The organism is Hymenobacter sp. BT18 (assembly GCF_012273015.1).
GTDB lineage: Bacteria > Bacteroidota > Bacteroidia > Cytophagales > Hymenobacteraceae > Hymenobacter > Hymenobacter lutimineralis.
The window spans coordinates 2,300,121-2,317,377 of the sequence record NZ_CP050954.1 but is presented as its reverse complement, the minus strand read 5'-3'; the positions used below and the strand labels follow the sequence as shown (position 1 = coordinate 2,317,377).

The window sequence follows — 17,257 nt, the reverse complement described above, 5'->3', positions numbered from 1 at the left end:
TCAGGATGACAAATGGATAAAGAGACTTTAAGGTTACCCCACCAGCTCCGGCTCGGCGGCAATGATTTCGTCCATGATGGCGTGGATTTCCGTGGGGTCGTTGCTTTCCACCAAGCGGGTGCGCCACTGGCGGGCACCTTCCAAGCCGCGGAAGTACTGAGCGTAGTGGCGGCGCATCTCAAACACACCGGCCCGTGGGCCCTTCCATTCCAGGCTCTTGTCGAAGTGAAAGCGGCAGGCCTGCACCCGCTCTTCCACGGTGGGCGGGGGCAGCAGCTCGCCGGTAGCGACGTAGTGCTTTACTTCCCGGAAAATCCAAGGGTAGCCAATGGCGGCGCGCCCAATCATGACGCCATCCACGCCGTAGCGGTTCTTGTACTCCACGGCTTTCTGGGGCGAGTCGATGTCGCCGTTACCGAAGATGGGAATCCGGATGCGGGGGTTGTTCTTGATGGCCGCAATCAGGCGCCAGTCGGCCTCGCCCTTGTACATCTGCACGCGGGTGCGGCCGTGCACCGTGAGGGCCTCAATGCCGATATCCTGCAGACGTTCAGCTACTTCCTCCACGTTTTTGGTCGTCTCATCCCAGCCCAGGCGGGTTTTTACCGTCACGGGCAGGTGGGTGGCTTTCACCACGGCCTCCGTCATCTGCACCATCTTGGGAATGTCGCGCAGCAGGGCCGCGCCGGCGCCGCGGCAGGCCACCTGCTTCACCGGGCAGCCGTAGTTGATGTCGATAAGGTCAGGGCCGGCCTCGGTGCTGATGCGGGCGCACTCGCCCATGGTGTCCACATCGGAGCCGAACAGCTGAATGCCGATGGGCCGCTCATAGTCGAACACATCGAGCTTCTGCCGGCTTTTGGCCGCGGCCCGAATCAAGCCTTCCGAGGAAATGAATTCGGTGTACATCAAATCGGCGCCGCCCTGCTTGCACACAGCCCGAAATGGGGGGTCCGACACGTCCTCCATGGGGGCGAGCAAAAGCGGGAAATCGGGCAGGGCAATGTTGCGGATGTGTACCACGGCAGGCTATTCTAGTATTTTGCGCAAATTTACGACTATATCAGGGTCTTAGGGTCTTGGGCGCTTTGGGTCTTGGCTGACGTTCTTGCGTAAAGACGTTGCACGGCATCCCGGTCCCCAGAATCCTAAGCCTCCAAGACCCCGAACACATATGAAAGGTTTCGTTTCCAGCCGGCTACACCCCTTGCTTGCCCTGCTGCTGCTGGTGGGGTTGATGCTGGCGGCCGTGTGCCTAGGGTATTTTTTTATGTTACTGGCCGGTGTTGCCTTTTTTGGGGTTCGGAGTATGCAGGAGTTTGAAGCCCTACTCCGAAACCCACAATTAAGCCCCCACGGCTGGAGTATGATGATGTTGTCACAGGTCCTACTGCTGTTTGTGGGCTTTGCCGGGGCCGCGCTGGCCCTGGCGTCCATTCAGGGGCGTAGCTGGGCCAGCTACTTCGCGCCGCGCCGTCCGGTGCCCGCCTGGTGGCTGCTGTTGGCAGCCGCCATCATTGTGCTAAGCCTGCCGGCCATGTCGGGGCTGATTGCCTGGAACGCCAATGCGCAGTTCCCCGCGTTCATGCACGAGTTTGAGGTGTGGGCCCGCGACAAGGAAACCCAGGCCCAGGATCTGACGCAGTACCTCACCCAGTTCACCTCCACGGGCCGGCTGCTAGTGGGCCTGCTGGTTATTGCCGTGGTGCCGGCCATCAGTGAGGAGCTGGTGTTCCGAGGCGTGGTGCAAAAGCAGATTACCCGCTTGTTCGGCTCCTACCACGCGGGCGTTTGGCTGGCGGCCTTTCTGTTCAGTGCCATTCACATGCAGTTCTTTGGCTTTGTGCCGCGCCTGGTGCTGGGCGTGGTACTGGGCTACCTCTTCGCCTGGAGCGGCAATATTCTGGTGCCCATGGCCGCGCACTTTGCCCAGAACGCCGTGCAGATTCTGCTCCTCTACGCCCAGCAACGCGGCACCCTGAGCGCCACGCTGGACCCCGACTCGACGCAAGCTTTGCCCTGGCCCTGGATGCTGCTCTCGGCCGTGCTCACGTTGGGCTTGCTGCGGCTGGCCTACCAGAAGTTTGGCTATACCGGGGCGCCCGTGGTGAGCCACACGCTCACGGGCGCGGGCGTGCTGGTGGGTGGCAGCGTGCCTCCCACGGGCCACACCCTCACCAGCCACGGGGTTGAGCCTGCGCCCCAGCCCCAGGCACCGCTGTAGCGCCTGCTTTTTCTGTTTCCGCCTTTACACCTCGCTCCCGCTTGCCCGACTCTCCCGCTCCCGCCCCTTCTGCTGCTTCCGAGAAAAAGCCCATGTCTAACTTGGCGCAGCGCCTGCTCTACGGGGTGCTGGGCGCCATCGTGCTGCTGTTCTGCATCTGGTACAGCGCCTGGACGTTTGCCTTGTTTTTCGGCTTGGTGCAGATGCGGATGCTGTGGGAGTTCTACCGCATGATGCGGGAGGCCAACTACAAGCCGGCCGCGCTGCTGGGCGGAGCCTTAAGCCTGGGGCTTTTTGGGGCCATTCATTACATAAATAGTGTTTACCACTATGCTGGGGTTGAGCGGACTAGCGCGCTACATCCGGTAGGTGCCGCTGAAGTTTGGTTTGATGCGTTGCCCATTGCAAAAGGTGTGCTGTACGGCATTGGGCTTTTGCTCCCCACCATTCTCATTTTGCGGGAAATGTTTGCCTGGCCGCGGGAAAATCAGCAGCTGGCCCCGTTTGCCAACGTGGGCGTGGCCTTGCTGGGGCTGTTGTACGTGAGCCTACCCATGAGCCTGCTGAGCGTGCTGGCCTTCGATGCGCACGGCTACGACTACCGCCGCATTTTCGCGCTGCTGTTCCTGGTCTGGTCGTCGGACATTGGGGCGTACGCAGCGGGCAAAACCTTCGGCCGGCACAAGCTGGCGCCTAAGATTTCGCCCGGCAAAACCTGGGAAGGGGCCGTGGGCGGCTTCCTCATTACCCTAGCTACGGGCTGGGCATTGGGCTACCTATTGCCCGAGTTGCCACTTACCTACCGGCTGATCGTTGCCGGCGTGGTGGCTGTGTTTGGGCCCATTGGTGATTTGGCCGAGTCCATGCTTAAGCGTAGCGTGGGCGTAAAAGACTCCGGCCGCATCCTGCCCGGCCACGGCGGCCTGCTCGACCGGTTCGACGCCTTCCTGTTTATTCTGCCGGTGCTGGCTTTGCTGCAGTTGCTGCTGGGGTAGCAAGGCGCGGCCGTAGTTACTGAGGCGGCTTCGGCATAGCTGGATACCGGGCAAAAGCGGCGGGCGTCACATCCAAGCGGTAGCGGTCCGCGTATGGCATAAACTGCTACCTTTGGCGTCTTAAATTCCGTTGGCGTTGCCGGGCAAACTTCCACCCTTGCCGCTGCAGCGCCATTTCTACCCACCCTCACCCTTATTTCTTACCCGTATGGCTGCCACCACGGTGTACAAAGAACCCGCCCCCCGCGTCGATGCCGAAAACCCGCTGGAATCCATGATGTCGCGCTTCAACGTGGCCACGGAAATCCTGGGCCTCGACGAAGAAACCTACAACGTCCTGAAAGCACCCGACAAGCAGGTAATCGTGCACATTCCTGTGACGATGGACAACGGCAAGGTGCGCGTATTTGAAGGCTACCGTGTGGTGCACAACACCATTCTGGGCCCCTCGAAAGGCGGTATCCGCTACGATAAAAACGTACACCTCGACGAGGTGAAGGCCCTGGCGGCCTGGATGACGTGGAAGTGCGCCGTGGTAGACATTCCCTACGGCGGTGCGAAGGGCGGCATCATCTGCGACCCAACCACCATGAGTGCGGGGGAAATTGAACGAATGACGCGGGGCTATACCCTGGCGATGAAAGACGTCTTTGGCCCCGACCGCGACATTCCGGCTCCCGACATGGGCACCGGTCCGCGTGAAATGGCGTGGCTGATGGACGAATTCTCCAAAACGGTAGGCGCTACCTCGCCCGCCGTGGTGACGGGCAAACCCCTGGTAATGGGGGGCTCTTTGGGCCGCACCGAGGCTACCGGCCGCGGCGTGATGGTATCGGCGCTGGCCGCCATGAAGAAGCTGGGCATGGACCCTAAAACGGCTTCGGCCGCTGTGCAGGGCTTCGGTAACGTAGGCTCCTGGGCGGCTAAGCTGCTCTGCGAGCAGGGCGTGAAAATAAAGGCGGTATCCGACGTGAGCGGGGCCTACTGGAACGATAAAGGCATCAACATCGACGAGGCCATTGCCTACAAGAATGCCCACAAAGGCCGGCTTGATGGCTACACCGGCGCCACGCTGATGGAAAACGCCGACGACCTGCTGCTGGCCGACGTAGACGTGCTGGTGCCCGCCGCCGTGGAAGACGTAATTACGGAGCACAATGCCCACGACATCAAGGCCCGCCTGATTGTAGAAGGCGCCAACGGGCCTACCTCAGCTTCGGCCGACCCTATCATCAATGAGAAGGGTATCATGGTGGTGCCTGATATTCTGGCTAACTCGGGTGGGGTAACGGTATCCTATTTCGAATGGGTGCAAAACCGCCAGGGCTTCAAGTGGACGGAAGAAATGGTAACCGAGCGGGCCGACCGGATCATGTCTGACGCCTTCGAGAAGGTGTACCAGACCAGCCAGAAGTATAAGATTCCGATGCGCATTGCTGCCTACGTAGTAGCCATTGACAAAGTAGCCCAGACCTACAAGTACCGCGGCGGCTTCTAAGCAGCTCCGGTACCGATAAATTTCTTTGTGTATAGCCCGGGCCCCATGGCTCGGGCTATATTTGTACGCTGCGGTAAGCTAAACCCGGAATTACCCCGTACACCCAACCTCGGCAGGACTTGCCCCGTTTCCTGAATTGACGACCGACGCGCCGCACGAAGCGGGCCCGGCGCAAATCAACGCTCTATGAAGATCCATAAAGAAGGACGACGTATTCTGTTCTTTACCCTGCTGGCTTTGCTGGCCGTGAATCTGCTGCTATTCCGCTACAACGCGCAAAACGACGGATTCAACAAGGTATTCGCCGTCATCTCCGTGCTGGTGTTTTTGATCCTGCTGCAGTTTTTCCGCAGTCCGGCCCGGCGGCTGTTTACCCACGAAGATCTGGTGATAGCGCCGGCAGATGGGAAAGTGGTGGTGATTGAGGACGTGCACGAGCCCGAGTATTTCGACGACGTGCGCAAGCAGATCAGCATCTTCATGTCGCCCATCAACGTGCACATCACCCGCAATCCTATTTCGGGCATCGTGCGCTATTTCAAGTACCACCCCGGCAATTACCTCGTAGCCTGGCACCCCAAAAGCAGTACCAAGAATGAGCGGACCACGGTGGTGGTAGAATCGGAAGCCGGTCCGTTTGTGCTGTTCCGGCAGATTGCCGGCGCTATGGCCCGCCGTATTGTGTGGTACGTGAATGAGGGTGATGAAGTAAGCCAGGGCGAAGAGTTCGGCTTTATCAAGTTTGGCTCCCGCGTGGATATTTTCGTTCCTCTGGATACCGAGGTGAAAGTACAGATCGGCGAAAAGGTAAAAGGCGGGCAAACCATTATCGCCCAACTGAAAACCAACGCCCCCAGCTTGTTCTAAGCTTTCAGATAGGCTTTAAAACAACCCGGCCACTCCTACTAAGGAGTGGCCGGGTTGTTTTAAAGCAGGGCCCGCTAGAGTTGGTAGTGCAGCAAGACCATGCCATCGGGCCAGGTGCGCGTGTGTAGCAGTGTTTTAGGTTGAAGGCGGAGGCCCGGCTGCCAGAGCGGAATGCCCGCGCCCAACACCTGGGGCACCACAAACAGCATGAGCTCATCTACTAGCCCGGCTGCCAGCAGCGGGGCAGCCAGGGAACTGCCGCCAATAAGCCAGATGGTACCGCCCGGGTGCTGCTTGAGCGCCGTTACGTACTGCACAGGATCGTCGGCTACAAGCTGAACCGAAGGAACCGGGCTTTGCGCGAGCTGCCGGCTGAATACGTAGTTGGTGAGCGTGGGGTAGGGCCACTCGCCGAAGGTAAGCACCTGCTCATAGGTGGTGCGGCCTTGCAGCGTGGCGTCTACGGTAGCCAGGAAATCGGCGTAGCCATAGTCTTCGCCAGGTGGGGGCGCGGGCAGCCAGTCAACCGACCCATCGGGCAACGCTATGTACCCGTCGAGGCTGGCAGCAATGTAGAATACGACCTTGCGCATGACAGAAAAAGCAAAAGTAAGATGGTTACGTCAGTAGGTGTGGTACAAACTCCGAGAGGTTAGTGATGAAGCTCGCGTCGCGGCGGAAGCCGAGGGCACAGGCCTCACCGGCCCAGAACACACCGGCCTGGTAGCGGCGCTGCTGTGCGTCCTGGGGTAGCTCGGCCCACCGCTGGTACACTTGGGGCTGCTCGCCGAACTCGCCTTCGCTGGAGGCGCCGGGCTGGCCATTGGGCTGCACCTCTACCACATTCTGGCCCTCGCGGCCCAGCAGTGGCTTGCTCACGTAGTGGCCGGCCAAGGGCTGCAGCGAAGCTTCCAGTAGCAGCGGGTGGTGCGGAAACACCTTCCACAGCCAAGCCAGCAGACCCTTGCTTTGGAACAGCAATGAATAGGCGGGGTTGGCAATGATAACGTCGCGGGTGAGCAGCAGATGGGTGAGGTCGGCCGTTAGCTCTGGTTCTTCCTCAACCAGGATTTCCCAGGGCACCAGCTTGAACAGAAAGCCAAACCGCTGCCACTGCTCCGGTCCCACCTGGGCCCAAACGCCCCGCTCTTCCCCGGCTACCGACACCTGCATAGCATCGACGGAGCACACGTGCACCGTGGTAAAGCCCGCCGCCCGCGCCGCTTCGGCCAAGATGGCGCAATTGGCTTCGTCCTCGGCACTGTCGGGCAAATGTACTAGCAGCAGGGTAGGGTCGAGGTCGGGGTTGAGGTGGCGCCACTCTTCCAACTGGCTTTGCAAGCCCTCAAACAAGCCGTTGGCCTGGCGCTCTTCATCGGCCTGGCCGGCAGCTACCAAACTGGCCCACTGCACCACAGCTGTTTCGGGCAGGCTGGTGGCCGTATCGGCGTTGAACTCCAGGAGCTTGATGCCGTCGGGCGTCTGGGCTAGGTCGAAGCGGCCGTAGAGGTGCCAGTGCCGCTCGTCGTTCCAGGAGTGGCGCACGGCGGCCCACAGGTTGGCGGGAATGGCCAGTAGCTGCAGCAGGTCGTCGGGGATAGGGTCGGGAATAGCCTGAACCAGCATTTCGTAGAGCGTGTCGGTAGCCTCCAGCAGGGCTTCGGCCTCAGCTTCGGGCACCTGCACGGCTTCGCGGGCCACGTAGGCCGCGCAGGCATCTTCCACGGCCCAGTCCCAGCCCAGCGCCCGCACGGCCGGCGTCACGTCACCGGAAAGTGGCAGTAAGGATATCATTATAGTTGAATGTGCTAAGGTGATGTGCTTAATGTGCTGATGTGTTAGAATGTGCTGAGGTGCTAAGTAAGAAAACAGCCATTAGCACCTCAGCACATTCAAAAAACTACCCACCCCAGCCCCGGCCACTGCTGCGGCTGCCGAAGCCACTGCTCCGGCTCATGCGTGGGGCCGAGTTGCGGAAGGTGCCGGTGCGGTAGGCCGAGCGCCGGAATGTGGGACTTTCCTGCACGCCAGCCGAGCGGGAACTGCGGGCCCCCGTGAAGCCTCGGCCGAAAAAGCCCCGACCCTCGTTTTCACGTTCCCGGGTAATACCCTGGCGCCACCCCGTGTTGCGCTGGAACAGGCCGGGGTTGGCATAGTAGCCCGGGTTAGGGGTGAGAAAGCGCCCGGCCATGTACCCGATGCCGCTCCACATGAGCACGTCCATCATGCCGGTGCCAGCTACCCGGTTTTCGGGGTACTGGCGGCTGTAGTCCTGCATCTGCTTTTGTAGGGCCGCCCCCTGCAGGGTATCCACTTTTCCGTCGAAATGGTGGAGAATAGCGGCTACTTCCTCTTTGCCGGCGGGCTGCTCGGCCGTGATTTTCCACTCCCCGGGCTTTACCTCGGTCATTTCCGTGATGACGCCCTGGCTGTAGGTTTCGCCGCTCCAGTCGCCGGTGGCTGCTTCGGTGTCGGCGCGGTTGTCGGAGGAGCAGGCGGGCAGCACGCCCAGGCCCAGGCTGGCCGCCGCGGCCATCAGCACCACGTTGCGGCGCCAGTCGCCCAAGCAATAAAAAGGCTTATTCATAGCAGAAGGATGCTTGCAAAAAGAGACTTGAGAAAAATAGAAGGTCTGCGTGAGCCGAAAGAAGCTGGTGCCTGTCGCCGCTAAAACCAGCGGGCGGCCAGCTGCATAAGCTGCTCCAGCGCCTGCTGATCATCTTGGTCGAAGTCGTCGAGTTGGTCGCTGTCGACGTCCAGCACGGCTACCACCTGCCCGTCTTTCAGCACCGGCACCACAATTTCGGACTTAGACTCGGAGCTGCAGGCAATGTGTCCGGGAAACTGCTCTACATCGGGCACCAGCAGGGTAACGGCCTGGGCCCAACTGCCGCCGCACACGCCCTTGCCGTGCCGGATGCGGGTGCAGGCTATAGGCCCCTGAAATGGCCCCAGCACCAGTTCGTCGCCTTTCACCAGGTAAAAGCCTACCCAGAAAAAGTTGAAGGCCTGCCGCAGGGCAGCCACGGTATTGGCCAGGTTAGCTACCAGATCCGGCTCGCCGGTCGTTAGGGCTTCTATCTGGGGCAGGAGCTGCCGGTATTGCTCGGCTTTGGTAAGCGTAGTATCGAGGTGCAGTTCTTCTGCCATGAGGAGTAAAATGAAGGTTAAAATGAAATGGTGGCTGTGACGAAGCGTGGCAGTGCGACCAGAGCGTTCCGCAACGTCATTACCCTTTCCGGTAAATAAACACCTGGTCGTCGCCCAGCGCAAACTGCTCCTGCAAGCCCGTGAGGCCTAGATGGGGAGCTGCTACCCCGCCCCCCAGGTGCTTGGGACTGCGGATGATGCGAATTTCGTCCCAAAGCCCATCTTTAAGCAGGGAGTTGAGCACCGTAGGCCCGCCTTCCACCAACACCGACTGCACCTGCCGCTGGTGGAGGTTGGCCAGAATCTGGGGAAACAAATCCTCGGCCTCCGAAAGCGTAACGTAGCCTACATTGTCGGTGGTGGCCCGGTGGCGGTAGGTGTACACTACCGTGGGCTGACTGCCGTCGAACAGGTTATGCGTGGGCGGCAAACTCAGGTTTTTGTCGATAACCAGGCGAATGGGGTCCTGCCCTGGCCACTCCCGCACGTTCAGGCGTGGGTTGTCGTGCAGGGCCGTGCGCGTGCCCACCAGGATGGCGTGTTCCTCCGCCCGCCACTGGTGTACGGCCAGCCGGGCCAGTTCCCCACTGATGGGCACGGGCTGGTAATAAGGACCGGCCAGGTAGCCGTCGGCGGTTTCGGCCCACTTCAGCACTACGTAGGGCCGGTGCTGCTCCTGAAAGGTGAAGAAGCGCCGGTTCAGGCGGCGGCCGGCCTGCTCCAGGAGGCCTGTTTCTACTGGTATGCCAGCGTCGCGCAGCTTCTGCAGGCCCTGGCCGGCCACTAGTGGGTTGGGGTCGAGGTTGCAGACTACCACCTCGGCCACGCGCTTTTCCACCAGCAGGTCGGCGCAGGGCGGGGTTTTGCCGAAATGAGCGCACGGCTCCAGCGTGACGTACACCCGGCTCTGGGGTAGCAAATGCTTTTCCGTGACGGATGCCACCGCGTTGACTTCGGCGTGGGCACCCCCGTACTGCCGGTGCCAGCCTTCCCCGATAATGCGTCCGGCATGGGTGATGACGCACCCCACTAGGGGGTTGGGGCGCGTGTAGCCAGCGCCCAGTCGGGCCAGGTCCAGTGCCCGGCGCATCATCAGCTCATCGAAATCAGAAAAGGGCATAGCAGGGCGGCGTGGGTTGGGACGGTGAAGATACGCGGCGCGGCGGTTTCGGCTGCTACCTTTGCCCCATGCCTACCACGCTCCGCCAGCTCACCACTGACCTCGCCACCGCGCTGCAGGCCGTATACCCCCCCGACGAGGCCAGCGCCATAGCCAGCCAGCTGGTGGAGCACCAACTAGGCCTCACCCCGCTGCAACGGCACATGCGCAGTCAGGACGCGGCCCCCGAGGCGTTGCTGGCGGCCCTGCCGGCCCTGCAGGAGCGCCTGCTCCGCCACGAGCCACTGCAGTACGTGCTGGGCGTGGCTCACTTTGCGGGCCTGGAGCTGGAAGTTACCCCGGCCACGCTCATTCCGCGCCCCGAAACAGAGGAGCTGGTTGCGCTTATTGCTCAGGAACAGCGCGGCCGCGTCGGCCTGTACGTCCTGGATGTAGGCACGGGCTCGGGGTGCATTCCGCTGGCCCTGGCGCAGGCTCTGCCGGGAAGCTGCCTCACGGCCGTTGATATTTCCGCTGAGGCCCTGGACGTGGCCCGGCGCAACGCCCACAAGTATAAGGTAGCCGTGGATTTTCAGCAACTGGATATCCTGACCGTCGAGCCGACATTGGCCGGGCCGCTGGACGTGCTGGTCAGCAACCCGCCTTACGTACTGGAAAACGAGCGGCCCCTGATGCGGCCCAACGTGCTAGCGTATGAGCCCGCCACTGCCTTGTTTGTGCCCGACCACGACCCACTGCTTTTCTACCGACGTATTGCTCAGCTGGGAACCGCCTTGCTCCGCGCGGGTGGCCGCATCTACTTTGAAATCAACGAGCAGTTTGCCCGCGACACGGTAGCCCTCCTGCAGCAGTTAGGGTATGCCGATGCGGCAGCCCAGGTCGATATATTCGATAAGGAACGCATGGTGAAGGCTACTTGGCCGGGCTAATAAATGAGCCGCCGAGCGGGCTTCTCATGCACTTTTCATCTGCTTGAAACCAGGCCCGGAAATCTGTAGCTGTCGGGCTTGGTAGGAAACGCATACTTATCTAAAGTCTTAAAGCGTCAAAGTTCTTACCTTTGCGGGCTCAAATTCTATTCGCCGTTTCTCCTATATGCCCGATGTTTCCGGTTACTACGCCCACGCCACCGCCGTCCTCGATGAGGGCTGCCGCATTGGCGACGGTTGTCGGATCTGGCATTTCACCCACGTCAGCGCGGGCGCCGAGCTGGGAGAAGCCTGCAGCCTGGGTCAGAACGTGTTTGTGGCCGATGGCGTGAAGCTGGGCCGCAACGTGAAGGTGCAAAACAACGTGAGCCTTTACAGCGGGGTCGAGTGCGAGGACGACGTATTTCTGGGGCCTTCCGTGGTGTTTACCAACGTGCTGAACCCGCGTTCCGCCGTGCCCCGCCGGGGCGAAGGCCACTACCTGCCTACGCGGCTGGGGAAGGGCGTCAGCATCGGGGCCAACAGTACGCTGGTGTGCGGCATCAGCCTAGGTGAGTACGCCTTTGTGGGCGCGGGCTCCGTGGTCACGAAAGACGTGCTGCCCTACGCCCTGGTGTACGGCAATCCGGCCCGGCAGCGGGGATGGTTGAGTGCCTACGGTCACCGGCTTACCTTTGACGCCACGGGCCGGGCCACCTGCCCCGAAAGCCAGGAACAGTATGAGTTAACCGACGGCCGGGTTTGCCGTATCAGCCCCGGGCAAAGCGCTGCCGACCACTCGGGTTCTACCAAGTTTTCAAGTTTCTAAGTTCCGATATCGTGTACGAGCAACTTCTTCAAAAACAGGCCAAGCTGGCCGTCATCGGCCTCGGGTATGTAGGCCTGCCTATTGCCCTCGAGTTTGCGCGCAAAATCAGCGTCATTGGGTTCGACATCAATGCCAAGCGAGTGGAGCTGATGCGCAACAACATCGACCCAAGCGGGGAGCTGGAAGCCAAAGACTTCGAAGGCTGCGATATCACCTTCACCGACTCGCTGGACGTGTTGCGCGAAGCCACTTTCTTCGTGGTGGCCGTGCCTACGCCCATCGATGAGCACGCCATGCCCGACCTGAAGCCCCTGCTGGGCGCCTCGCGCTCGGTAGGCAAAGTGCTGAAGAAGGGCGACTACGTGGTGTTCGAAAGCACCGTGTACCCCGGCTGCACCGAAGAAGACTGCATTCCAGTGATGGAAGAGCTGTCGGGCCTGAAGTTCCCCGAGGATTTCAAGGTAGGTTACTCGCCCGAGCGCATCAACCCCGGCGACAAAGAGCACACGCTCAGCAGCATCGTGAAGGTGGTGTCGGGCTGCGATGCTGAGTCGCTGGAGGAAATTGCCAAAACCTACGAGTTGGTGGTGAAGGCCGGCGTGCACCGCGCTTCGTCCATCAAAGTGGCGGAGGCCGCCAAGATCATCGAAAACACCCAGCGCGACGTGAACATTGCGTTGATGAACGAGCTGTCGATGATTTTCGACCGCATGAACATCAACACCTACGAAGTGCTGGAAGCCGCTGGTACCAAGTGGAACTTCCTGAAGTTCTCCCCGGGCCTGGTAGGCGGGCACTGCATTGGCGTAGACCCCTACTACCTCACCTACAAGGCCAAGGAGCTGGGCTACGATGCCAAGGTGATTTTAAGCGGCCGCACCACCAACGATAACATGGGTGCTTACATCGCGCGCAAAACGGTGCAGACGATGATCAAGCAGGGCAAGGACGTGGCCAAAAGCCGGGTGCTGGTGATGGGCGCTACCTTCAAGGAGAACGTGGAAGACATCCGCAACTCCAAGGTGGCCGACGTGATTCAGGAGCTCAAGAACTTCTCCGTGAACGTGGACATCATCGACCCCCACGCTGATAGTGACGAGCTGCACCACGAGTACGGTTTCCGGCTCACGCCCGAAAGTGAAATCCGGAACGACTATGACGGTATTGTCGTGGCCGTGAGCCATACACCTTACACCCAGCTGGATGAGGCCTACTTCAAGTCCATCACCAACCAGCCGGCCGTGGTAGTTGACATCAAAGGCCTGTTCCGCAACAAAATTCAGGAGCTGGCTTACTGGAGCCTTTAATCAATGAGTGAATGAGTGAATGGGTGAATGAGCGAATCGGAACGTCATTCACTCATTCACCCATTTACTCATTTACTCATTGTCAGAAATGGAACGAACGAAAATTCTGGTAACCGGCGGCGCGGGCTACATCGGCTCCCACGCGGTAGTAGAGCTGTATGAGGCAGGTTTTCAGCCCGTGATTGTCGACGACTTCAGCAACTCCCAGGAGTCGTCTATCCAGGGCATCGAGGCCATTCTGAATACGCGCATTGCCTGCCACCGCATTGACTGCGGCGATGTGGAGGCCTTACGCGCCGTGTTTGCGGAGGAAGGCAGTCTGCGGGGCGTCATTCACTTTGCTGCCTTCAAAGCCGTGGGCGAATCGGTGCAGAAGCCCCTGGCCTATTACCAGAACAACGTGGGCTCCCTGCTCACCCTGCTGACCGTGATGCAGGAGTTTGGCGTGCCGAACTTGGTGTTTTCGTCGTCGTGCACCGTGTATGGCATTCCCGATGCCTTGCCCGTAACGGAGCAGACGCCCACCAAGCCGGCTAACTCGCCCTACGGCAACACCAAGAAGATTTGCGAGGACATCATCACCGACGTGGTGCACGCCCCGGGTAGCACCGTGCGGGGCATTCTGCTGCGCTACTTCAACCCCATCGGCGCGCATCCTTCGGCGAAGATTGGGGAGCTGCCCCTGGGCGTGCCCCAGAACCTGATTCCCTTTGTAACGCAAACGGCCGCTGGCATCCGCGAAAAGCTCACTATCTACGGCAACACCTACGACACGCCCGATGGCACCAACATCCGCGACTACATACACGTGGTGGACCTGGCCAAAGCGCACGTCATAGCCGTGCAGCGTTTGCTCGATGGTACGGGCGCAGTCGTGGAAACCTTCAATGTGGGCACCGGCCGCGGCAACTCCGTGCTGGAAGTAGTGCACGCCTTTGAGCAGGCTACCGGCCAGAAGCTCAACTACGTGATTGGAGCCGCCCGCACCGGCGACGTGCCTGCCATCTACGCCGACGTAACCAAAGCCCGCGAAGAGCTGGGCTTCCAGACAACATCGACCCTGGAAGAGGCGCTGGCCAGCGCCTGGAAGTGGCAGCAGACTTTATAAATGTGGAAAACGGGGAAAAGGTAAAGATTGACAAGGAGGTCATTTACCATATTTCCTACACTTTCCACATTTCTCACATCAGCACATTTACCTCATGAAAATCATCATTACCGGCGGGGCTGGGTTCATTGGTTCGCACGTGGTGCGCCTGTTTGTGACGAAATACCCGGAGTACCAGATTCTAAACCTGGATGCGCTGACGTACGCCGGTAACCTCGAAAACCTGCGGGATATCGAAAACGCCCCGAACTACCGGCTGGTGAAAGGGGATATTACCGACCAAGCTTTTGTTGATCAGCTCTTCGCAACCGAAGAGCCGGACGCGGTTATTCACCTAGCGGCCGAAAGCCACGTCGACCGGAGCATTACCGATCCGCTGGCTTTCGTGAAAACGAACGTACTGGGCACGGTACACCTGCTGAACGCGGCCAAGAACCTGTGGAAGCCCCTGGGCTACGAAGGCAAAACCTTCTACCACGTGAGCACCGATGAAGTGTACGGCTCCCTGGACTTCGGCCCGGAAATGTTCACGGAAGACACTGCCTACGACCCCCGCTCACCCTACTCCGCCTCGAAGGCTTCGTCGGACCACTTTGTGCGGGCCTGGCACCACACCTACGGCCTGCCCGTGAAGCTAAGCAACTGCTCCAACAACTACGGCCCCAACCACTTCCCCGAGAAGCTGATTCCACTGGCCATTCACCGCATTCAGCACGGGCAGCCCATTCCGGTATACGGCAAGGGCGAAAACGTGCGCGACTGGCTGTTTGTGAAGGACCACGCTACGGCTATTGACGCCGTATTTCACCGTGGCAAGCTCGGCGACACCTACAACATCGGGGGCGTAAACGAATGGGCCAACATCGAATTGATTCATTTGCTGTGCGATACGCTGGACCAAAAAACCGGCAAGCCCCAAGGCACTTCGCGCCAGCTGATCAAGTTCGTAACGGACCGGGCCGGCCACGACCTGCGCTACGCCATCGACTCCAGCAAAATCATGAACGAGTTGGGCTGGAAGCCGTCCGTGACGTTTGAGCAAGGCTTGTCGCAAACCGTCGACTGGTACCTGGAAAACCAGGAGTGGCTCGACCACGTGACCAGCGGCGCCTACCAGGATTACTACCAGAAGCAGTACGCTGCACGTTAATGTGCTAATGAGCTGGTCTGCCAGGCTCTAATTAGGCGGCATCAGCCCATTTCTCACATTCCAACACATTAGCACATTAGAAGATGTACGAAACCCCTTTTCACGACCAGCCACTCGATAATCTCGCTTTTCTGGTAACCGGCGGCGCGGGCTTCATCGGCTCCAACCTGGTAGAATACCTGCTTAAGTACGGCGCCAAAGAAGTACGCGTGCTGGATAACTACTCCAACGGCTTCCGCAAAAACGTGCAGCTGTTTGCCGATAATCCGGCTTTGCGCGTGATTGAGGGCGACATCCGCGACCGGCAAACCTGTATCGACGCCTGCCAGGGCATTGATGTGGTGCTGCACCAGGCGGCGCTGGGCTCCGTACCCCGCTCCATCAACGACCCCATCACCAGCAACGACGTGAACGTGGGCGGCTTTGTGAACATGCTGGTAGGCGCCAAGGAAGCCGGCGTGAAGCGCTTCGTGTACGCGGCCTCTTCCTCCACCTACGGCGACCACAAGGCCCTGCCTAAAGTAGAGGACCGGATTGGCAAGCCTCTCTCGCCCTACGCCGTGACCAAGTACGCCAACGAGCTGTACGCCGACGTGTTTGGCAAAACCTATGGCATGGAAATCATCGGGCTGCGCTACTTCAACATCTTCGGCCCGCGCCAGGACCCCAATGGCGCCTACGCAGCCGTAATTCCGCTCTTTATTGACGCGGTGCTGGAAGGCAAGCGCCCCCGCATGAACGGCGACGGCGGGCAGACGCGTGACTTCACCTTCGTGGAAAACTGTGTGCAGGCCAACATCAAGGCGGCGCTGACGCAGAATCCTGAGGCGGTGAACCAGGTCTACAACGTGGCCGTGGCCGACCGCACGTCGCTCAACGACCTGTTCAACATCCTCAAAGAAGAGGCGGGCTCCGATATCACCCCCGAGTATGGCCCCGACCGCGCCGGCGACATTCGCGACTCCCTCGCGGATATCAGCAAGGCGCAGGCGCTGCTGGGCTACAACCCCCAAATCCGCATTCGGGAAGGGCTGCAGAAAACCCTGGAGTGGTTTAAAACCCACCAGGCATTTATTGCCGAAAGAAATTAATTTGCCAAATGGCTGAATAGTCGAATGGCTGGTGGTTCACTTACTTCTGAATCATCAGCCATTTACCCTTTTAACAAGTTAACCATTCAACCGATGAAAGGAATTATCCTGGCCGGCGGCTCCGGCACGCGCCTGCACCCGCTCACGTTAGCAGTGTCCAAGCAGCTTATGCCCGTCTACGACAAGCCGATGATTTATTATCCGCTGTCTATTCTGATGATGGCCGGCATCAAGGATATCCTCATCATCACCACGCCCCACGACCAGGCCCAGTTCAAGAAGCTGCTGGGCGATGGGCGTAGCCTGGGCTGTAACTTCCAGTACACCATTCAGGAAGTGCCCAATGGGCTGGCGCAGGCCTTTGTGCTGGGTGCCGACTTCATTGGCGACGATAAAGTGGCCTTGGTCCTGGGCGATAATATCTTCTATGGCTCTTACCTGGAGCCGCTGCTCAAGCAAAACAGCGACCCAGATGGCGGGGTGGTATTTGCCTACCACGTGCATGACCCCGAGCGGTACGGCGTAGTGGAATTTGATGCGCACTACAACGCCCTAAGCATTGAGGAAAAACCCGCCCAGCCCAAAAGCAATTACGCCGTGCCGGGCCTCTACTTCTACGACAACGAGGTCGTAACCATTGCCCGCAACCTGAAGCCCTCAGCCCGCGGCGAGTACGAAATAACCGATATCAACCAGGAGTACCTGCGGCGCGGCAAGCTGAAAGTGGGTATTCTGGGCCGGGGCACGGCCTGGCTGGATACTGGCACGTTTGAAAGCCTGATGCAGGCCGGCGAGTTTGTGCGCGTGATTGAGCAGCGGCAGGGACTGAAGATCGGCTCTATTGAGGAAATGGCTTACCGCCAGGGCTTTATTACCGGGGAGCAGTTGCGCCAGATTGCCGAGCCTCTCCGCAAAAGCGGCTACGGCGACTACCTGCTACGCCTGCCCGAACAGCAAGGCTCCAGAAGCGCGAAGAGCTAATAAAGCTGTTTGAAAGCGTCATCCTGAGC

The 17,257-nt window shown here is 59.9% G+C and carries 17 protein-coding genes; 11 read left to right on the top strand and 6 right to left on the bottom strand.

The window, feature by feature from the left end:
- Window positions 1–33 precede the first annotated feature (33 nt).
- Window positions 34–1,023 carry a tRNA dihydrouridine synthase DusB gene (gene dusB / locus HER32_RS09745; protein ID WP_168681738.1) on the bottom strand — a complete coding sequence of 330 codons (990 nt, stop codon included), beginning with the start codon at window positions 1,021–1,023 and terminating at the stop codon, window positions 34–36.
- Between the two features lie 151 nt (window positions 1,024–1,174).
- Here dusB and HER32_RS09740 point away from each other — a divergent pair, with 151 nt between their 5' ends.
- From HER32_RS09740 to HER32_RS09725, 4 genes are all read left to right on the top strand, one after another.
- On the top strand, window positions 1,175–2,224 hold the full coding sequence (locus tag HER32_RS09740; RefSeq protein ID WP_168681737.1) for a CPBP family intramembrane glutamic endopeptidase: 1,050 nt from the start codon (window positions 1,175–1,177) through the stop codon (window positions 2,222–2,224).
- 41 nt (window positions 2,225–2,265) lie between these two features.
- On the top strand, window positions 2,266–3,219 hold the full coding sequence (locus HER32_RS09735; protein ID WP_168681736.1) for a phosphatidate cytidylyltransferase: 954 nt from the start codon (window positions 2,266–2,268) through the stop codon (window positions 3,217–3,219).
- 208 nt (window positions 3,220–3,427) lie between these two features.
- The gene (locus tag HER32_RS09730) at window positions 3,428–4,717 is read left to right on the top strand and encodes a Glu/Leu/Phe/Val family dehydrogenase (RefSeq protein ID WP_149071178.1); all 1,290 of its coding nucleotides are present in this window, start codon (window positions 3,428–3,430) and stop codon (window positions 4,715–4,717) included.
- Between the two features lie 186 nt (window positions 4,718–4,903).
- The gene (locus tag HER32_RS09725; protein ID WP_149071179.1) at window positions 4,904–5,584 is read left to right on the top strand and encodes a phosphatidylserine decarboxylase family protein; all 681 of its coding nucleotides are present in this window, start codon (window positions 4,904–4,906) and stop codon (window positions 5,582–5,584) included.
- A gap of 74 nt (window positions 5,585–5,658) precedes the next feature.
- Here HER32_RS09725 and HER32_RS09720 read toward each other — a convergent pair whose 3' ends face one another.
- The 5 genes from HER32_RS09720 to ribD all read right to left on the bottom strand — a co-directional run bounded on the left by HER32_RS09720 (window position 5,659) and on the right by ribD (window position 9,854).
- Window positions 5,659–6,177 carry a dihydrofolate reductase family protein gene (locus HER32_RS09720; protein ID WP_168681735.1) on the bottom strand — a complete coding sequence of 173 codons (519 nt, stop codon included), beginning with the start codon at window positions 6,175–6,177 and terminating at the stop codon, window positions 5,659–5,661.
- 25 nt (window positions 6,178–6,202) lie between these two features.
- Entirely contained in the window at window positions 6,203–7,378 is a 1,176-nt protein-coding gene (locus HER32_RS09715) for a glutathionylspermidine synthase family protein (protein WP_168681734.1), read from the bottom strand.
- 106 nt (window positions 7,379–7,484) lie between these two features.
- A complete protein-coding gene (locus tag HER32_RS09710; RefSeq protein ID WP_168681733.1) occupies window positions 7,485–8,171 on the bottom strand; it encodes a hypothetical protein in 687 nt (228 codons plus the stop codon).
- Window positions 8,172–8,251: 80 nt separating this feature from the next.
- A complete protein-coding gene (locus HER32_RS09705) occupies window positions 8,252–8,734 on the bottom strand; it encodes a GAF domain-containing protein (protein WP_168681732.1) in 483 nt (160 codons plus the stop codon).
- A 79-nt stretch (window positions 8,735–8,813) separates the two neighbouring features.
- Window positions 8,814–9,854: a bifunctional diaminohydroxyphosphoribosylaminopyrimidine deaminase/5-amino-6-(5-phosphoribosylamino)uracil reductase RibD gene (ribD, locus tag HER32_RS09700; RefSeq protein ID WP_168681731.1), complete on the bottom strand. Its 1,041-nt coding sequence runs from the start codon at window positions 9,852–9,854 to the stop codon at window positions 8,814–8,816.
- Between the two features lie 68 nt (window positions 9,855–9,922).
- Between ribD and prmC the strand changes: the two genes are divergently transcribed.
- From prmC to rfbA, 7 genes are all read left to right on the top strand, one after another.
- Window positions 9,923–10,783, top strand: a complete 861-nt coding sequence (prmC, locus tag HER32_RS09695; protein ID WP_168681730.1) for a peptide chain release factor N(5)-glutamine methyltransferase — start codon at window positions 9,923–9,925, stop codon at window positions 10,781–10,783.
- 166 nt (window positions 10,784–10,949) lie between these two features.
- Window positions 10,950–11,591, top strand: a complete 642-nt coding sequence (locus tag HER32_RS09690; protein WP_168681729.1) for an acyltransferase — start codon at window positions 10,950–10,952, stop codon at window positions 11,589–11,591.
- 11 nt (window positions 11,592–11,602) lie between these two features.
- A complete protein-coding gene (locus HER32_RS09685; protein WP_149071187.1) occupies window positions 11,603–12,898 on the top strand; it encodes a nucleotide sugar dehydrogenase in 1,296 nt (431 codons plus the stop codon).
- A gap of 88 nt (window positions 12,899–12,986) precedes the next feature.
- Window positions 12,987–14,006, top strand: a complete 1,020-nt coding sequence (gene galE, locus HER32_RS09680; RefSeq protein WP_168681728.1) for a UDP-glucose 4-epimerase GalE — start codon at window positions 12,987–12,989, stop codon at window positions 14,004–14,006.
- 94 nt (window positions 14,007–14,100) lie between these two features.
- Window positions 14,101–15,156: a dTDP-glucose 4,6-dehydratase gene (gene rfbB, locus HER32_RS09675; protein ID WP_168681727.1), complete on the top strand. Its 1,056-nt coding sequence runs from the start codon at window positions 14,101–14,103 to the stop codon at window positions 15,154–15,156.
- 83 nt (window positions 15,157–15,239) lie between these two features.
- Window positions 15,240–16,247: an SDR family oxidoreductase gene (locus HER32_RS09670; RefSeq protein WP_168681726.1), complete on the top strand. Its 1,008-nt coding sequence runs from the start codon at window positions 15,240–15,242 to the stop codon at window positions 16,245–16,247.
- Window positions 16,248–16,340: 93 nt separating this feature from the next.
- Window positions 16,341–17,228 carry a glucose-1-phosphate thymidylyltransferase RfbA gene (gene rfbA / locus HER32_RS09665; RefSeq protein ID WP_149071191.1) on the top strand — a complete coding sequence of 296 codons (888 nt, stop codon included), beginning with the start codon at window positions 16,341–16,343 and terminating at the stop codon, window positions 17,226–17,228.
- Window positions 17,229–17,257: the final 29 nt, after the last annotated feature.

Excerpts from the sequence above, each read along its gene's own strand:
- HER32_RS09740 (WP_168681737.1), top strand. The coding sequence starts at position 1,175 with ATGAAAGGTTTCGTTTCCAGCCGGCTACACCCCTTGCTTGCCCTGCTG.
- HER32_RS09730 (WP_149071178.1), top strand. The coding sequence starts at position 3,428 with ATGGCTGCCACCACGGTGTACAAAGAACCCGCCCCCCGCGTCGATGCC.
- HER32_RS09725 (WP_149071179.1), top strand. The coding sequence starts at position 4,904 with ATGAAGATCCATAAAGAAGGACGACGTATTCTGTTCTTTACCCTGCTG.
- HER32_RS09720 (WP_168681735.1), bottom strand. The coding sequence starts at position 6,177 with ATGCGCAAGGTCGTATTCTACATTGCTGCCAGCCTCGACGGGTACATA.
- HER32_RS09715 (WP_168681734.1), bottom strand. The coding sequence starts at position 7,378 with ATGATATCCTTACTGCCACTTTCCGGTGACGTGACGCCGGCCGTGCGG.
- HER32_RS09710 (WP_168681733.1), bottom strand. The coding sequence starts at position 8,171 with ATGAATAAGCCTTTTTATTGCTTGGGCGACTGGCGCCGCAACGTGGTG.
- HER32_RS09705 (WP_168681732.1), bottom strand. The coding sequence starts at position 8,734 with ATGGCAGAAGAACTGCACCTCGATACTACGCTTACCAAAGCCGAGCAA.
- ribD (WP_168681731.1), bottom strand. The coding sequence starts at position 9,854 with ATGCCCTTTTCTGATTTCGATGAGCTGATGATGCGCCGGGCACTGGAC.
- prmC (WP_168681730.1), top strand. The coding sequence starts at position 9,923 with ATGCCTACCACGCTCCGCCAGCTCACCACTGACCTCGCCACCGCGCTG.
- HER32_RS09690 (WP_168681729.1), top strand. The coding sequence starts at position 10,950 with ATGCCCGATGTTTCCGGTTACTACGCCCACGCCACCGCCGTCCTCGAT.
- galE (WP_168681728.1), top strand. The coding sequence starts at position 12,987 with ATGGAACGAACGAAAATTCTGGTAACCGGCGGCGCGGGCTACATCGGC.
- rfbB (WP_168681727.1), top strand. The coding sequence starts at position 14,101 with ATGAAAATCATCATTACCGGCGGGGCTGGGTTCATTGGTTCGCACGTG.
- HER32_RS09670 (WP_168681726.1), top strand. The coding sequence starts at position 15,240 with ATGTACGAAACCCCTTTTCACGACCAGCCACTCGATAATCTCGCTTTT.
- rfbA (WP_149071191.1), top strand. The coding sequence starts at position 16,341 with ATGAAAGGAATTATCCTGGCCGGCGGCTCCGGCACGCGCCTGCACCCG.